This window comes from Acinetobacter sp. CIP 102529 (genome assembly GCF_000368325.1).
GTDB classification, from domain to species: Bacteria; Pseudomonadota; Gammaproteobacteria; order Pseudomonadales; family Moraxellaceae; genus Acinetobacter; species Acinetobacter parvus.
Genome location: NZ_KB849355.1, coordinates 87,270 through 90,277, shown reverse-complemented (window position 1 = coordinate 90,277; position 3,008 = coordinate 87,270). Strand labels below are relative to the sequence as shown.

Annotated in this window: 3 protein-coding genes and 3 pseudogenes; 3 read left to right on the top strand and 3 right to left on the bottom strand. The window is 42.7% G+C overall.

Translation table 11 applies throughout. The features are described 5' to 3' along the window. Window positions 1-107: pseudogene (locus F972_RS15785) on the bottom strand (RNA-guided endonuclease TnpB family protein); the annotation flags it as partial. Window positions 108-127: 20 nt separating this feature from the next. On the opposite strand from F972_RS15785, the gene tnpA reads away from it, so the two are divergent. Further along, complete coding sequence (gene tnpA, locus F972_RS05455; protein WP_004683514.1) at window positions 128-541, top strand: IS200/IS605 family transposase; 414 nt, start codon at window positions 128-130, stop codon at window positions 539-541. A gap of 4 nt (window positions 542-545) precedes the next feature. Here the strand turns inward: tnpA and F972_RS05450 are convergent. Beyond that, window positions 546-746, bottom strand: a pseudogene (locus F972_RS05450) (DUF2147 domain-containing protein); the annotation flags it as partial. A gap of 152 nt (window positions 747-898) precedes the next feature. Between F972_RS05450 and F972_RS05445 the strand changes: the two are divergent. Together F972_RS05445 and thiM are read left to right on the top strand one after the other, a co-directional pair. Continuing rightward, window positions 899-2,059 (top strand): hypothetical protein, encoded by a 1,161-nt coding sequence (locus F972_RS05445; RefSeq protein ID WP_004680991.1) that lies wholly within the window; start codon window positions 899-901, stop codon window positions 2,057-2,059. 18 nt (window positions 2,060-2,077) lie between these two features. Continuing rightward, the gene (gene thiM, locus F972_RS05440; RefSeq protein WP_004758259.1) at window positions 2,078-2,896 is read left to right on the top strand and encodes a hydroxyethylthiazole kinase; all 819 of its coding nucleotides are present in this window, start codon (window positions 2,078-2,080) and stop codon (window positions 2,894-2,896) included. Window positions 2,897-2,909: 13 nt separating this feature from the next. Here thiM and F972_RS16550 read toward each other — a convergent pair. Next, a pseudogene (locus tag F972_RS16550) lies at window positions 2,910-3,008 on the bottom strand (RNA-guided endonuclease TnpB family protein); the annotation flags it as partial.

Genomic DNA, 3,008 nt, shown 5'->3' with positions numbered 1-3,008 from the left:
TTAAAACACAAATCATTCACGTAATTCCAGACAAAATTCACCTCAGATGCCATCTGATTTAGCACCTTGCAATGTTTGTCTTTTATGCGTAATTTAAGTGTTTTCATACTTAAAATATATTTGGTCTATGAGTAATAGTCAAGAGATTAGAACAGGTCGCCACTGTGTTTTTAATATGCACGTTCATTTAGTCTTTGTAGCTAAATATCAGCGTGATGTTTTTACTAAAGCAATGCTTGAAACGATGCGTGAAGTATTTGAGCGTGTATGCTTGGACTTTGAAGCTGAGTTGGTAGAGTTTGACGGTGAACATGACCATGTACATTTGCTCGTCAATTATCCGCCTAAAGTCGCTATTTCTAGTTTGGTAAATAGCTTGAAAGGTGCATCTAGTCGAATTTTACGAACCAAACACCCTGAAATTAAAAGCAAATTATGGGGTAATGCCTTGTGGTCGCCTAGTTACTTCGCTGCATCATGCGCAGGTGCGCCTATTGGGATTATTAAGCAGTATATTCAACAACAGCAAACACCGCATTAATGGCTTACGCCAGTCGCTTATATCCTCGGGCTAAACCCCGAGGTTTTACGCTCCAATGGATAAAAAGACGCTTGCCATCTGGGCTTAGACGTGCTTTACCTTTATAGGTTTTACCTGTTTTGCTTTCAAGGATGTCTCCATCTATGTAGTTATTGGGGCGTTTCGGGTCTTCCACCAATCCAGTTAATACCTCAAGTCCCATACGTGGCTTATTGGTATAAGGTCATAAAATTAATTTTTAGCTACAGTTCTCGCTATCAGGTCTCATGTTGAACTACTTTTAACGATACAAACTTTGCATGATTGTCTTGGTCCAGCATGTATAATCTTTTTTTTATAAATATGGGTTAGGCATCAATGGAGTTACAGATTCTACAAAAACAGTTAGATGAAAGTAGCCACTGTCCACTGTGCCATGCTTCCATGTACTGGATTGATGCGGAACAATACACACATGAACTGCAATTTCATGAATGTAGCCACTGCCAGCATCGCGTTTTTAAGTCAGACAGCAACCTAAATTGTCATTGTGCCTCCTGTACAGCACAACGCAAAAAACAGACCCAACAAACGCGCTTGCAGGAACAGCGTAAAAACAAGGTAAAAGATGAAGTCATTTACAGCCTTGATCAGCTCAGTTTTCTCAACAAGTTATTCCTGCTCAGCCTACTAGATCAGTATGCGCGTGAGGATGTCCAACATGACGAACTCATTCATTGGAAAAATTGCAAATATCACGAAATTACGCCGAATTACCTATTTCAGAACCATCTTGTTCAGGAACTGCTAAAAGTAGGCATTTTAAAACCGCAGGATTCAGGCATTGAAACCGAGCATTATTACTTGAATGTTCGTCTGGATGGTTATGCTGACCCAAGTCTTTTTAGCATCACACAGCAACTGCGCCACTGGTTTTATGAAAACCTGAGTTTGGGTATTCCATTCCAGACCACGGATGAAGTGAAAGATACTCTTTACCTTGTTCTATATCAGGAAATTGTTCAGTTTATGCAGTTTTACTGCCGTACCTGGGGCATCCAGATTGCAGGAAATCGACATTTTCAGGGCTTTTGTTATCGCTTGATGGAAAGCCTTGCGGTAGGACAAATTTACTACTTAATCCAGACCGCACTGGAATATCTGTACAAACAAAAGGCATTGCAGCCCCGAAATGACAAGTTTATCAACACCAACCTGCTCAAAAAGACACTGGAACAGTATCGGGAACGTGCCTTGACTGAACGCTGGGAAACCTCCACCTTACCAAGACCACATAATATTCCGTTTAGTAAAATGAGCGAGATTCTACTGTTTAAGTTTCTTGGTTATGATGAGCATATCTTCATACAACCTGTGTGGAAATCGTGGCGTAAAATTGAACCGCGCCTCAGTTTTTATTCTGTAAAACGTTGCATGTATTGTGGTTCAAATGATCTGGTGGTGGATTATGATGCCAAGGATTATGTCTCGCTGATCTGTCGCCATTGCAAGCATCAAGACCACTATTTCACACGTTAAAGCTTATAAGGATTTGCGATGTCATCAAAACAACAACTGATCGAACAGATTATTCAGGCATGGCATGAACTACAGCGACAAACGCCTTTGGTTCAGTGCATGACCAATAGTGTTGCCAATAATTATGTGGCTAATATCCTGCTGGCGGCTGGCGCGTCCCCTGCCATGATTGACAACCCATTTGAGGCGGAAAGTTTTACGCAAATCAGTTCAGCCTTAAGTATCAATATCGGAACACCGACGACTGAACAAACTCAGGCTATGCTGATTTCGGCACAAACAGCGCAACAACATCAAGTGCCGTGGGTGCTTGATCCAGTGGGTTATGGTGCGGTTTTAAAATGGCGGAGTGAAACGGTTGACCAGCTTCTGCACTTTAAACCAACCATTATTCGGGGCAATGCCTCTGAAATCAGTACGCTTGCAGGCAGCCAGGTACAATCAAAAGGTGTGGACAGCACCCTCGATAGTCAGGATGTCTATGCCCAGGCAAAAAGCCTATTACAGCATGCTGAATGTATTGCAATTTCAGGTGAATCGGACTACCTCATTTCCAGACAGCTTGATGCTGTGATTAAGGTGAACGGCGGGAGTCATTTGCAGCCTAAAATTACCGCAACAGGCTGTGCCCTGGGAGCATTAACGGCGGCATATAGTGCGGTCAGTTCCCCACTCATTGCAGCACTTGCCTCACATACCCATTTCGCAATTGCGGGAAAGCTTGCCTATGATCAGGCACAAACCGTAGGCAGCTTTAATGTCATGTTTATGGATTATGTGCACATGCTTGATGAAAATCTGATTCAGCAATATGTGGATATAGAAATATTGGATTGACATCCTCCCCGACCTAAAGGACGGGGATTCCTCCTGCTAGACGCTCATGTCCGAGCGCAAGAATATTCAGTGCGGAATTTACATCCCGATCATGGAGCGTACCGCACTCCAT

What these genes read in the sequence shown, in the direction of transcription:
- tnpA (WP_004683514.1), top strand. Translation starts at nt 128, where the DNA reads ATGAGTAATAGTCAAGAGATTAGAACAGGTCGCCACTGTGTTTTTAAT.
- F972_RS05445 (WP_004680991.1), top strand. Translation starts at nt 899, where the DNA reads ATGGAGTTACAGATTCTACAAAAACAGTTAGATGAAAGTAGCCACTGT.
- thiM (WP_004758259.1), top strand. Translation starts at nt 2,078, where the DNA reads ATGTCATCAAAACAACAACTGATCGAACAGATTATTCAGGCATGGCAT.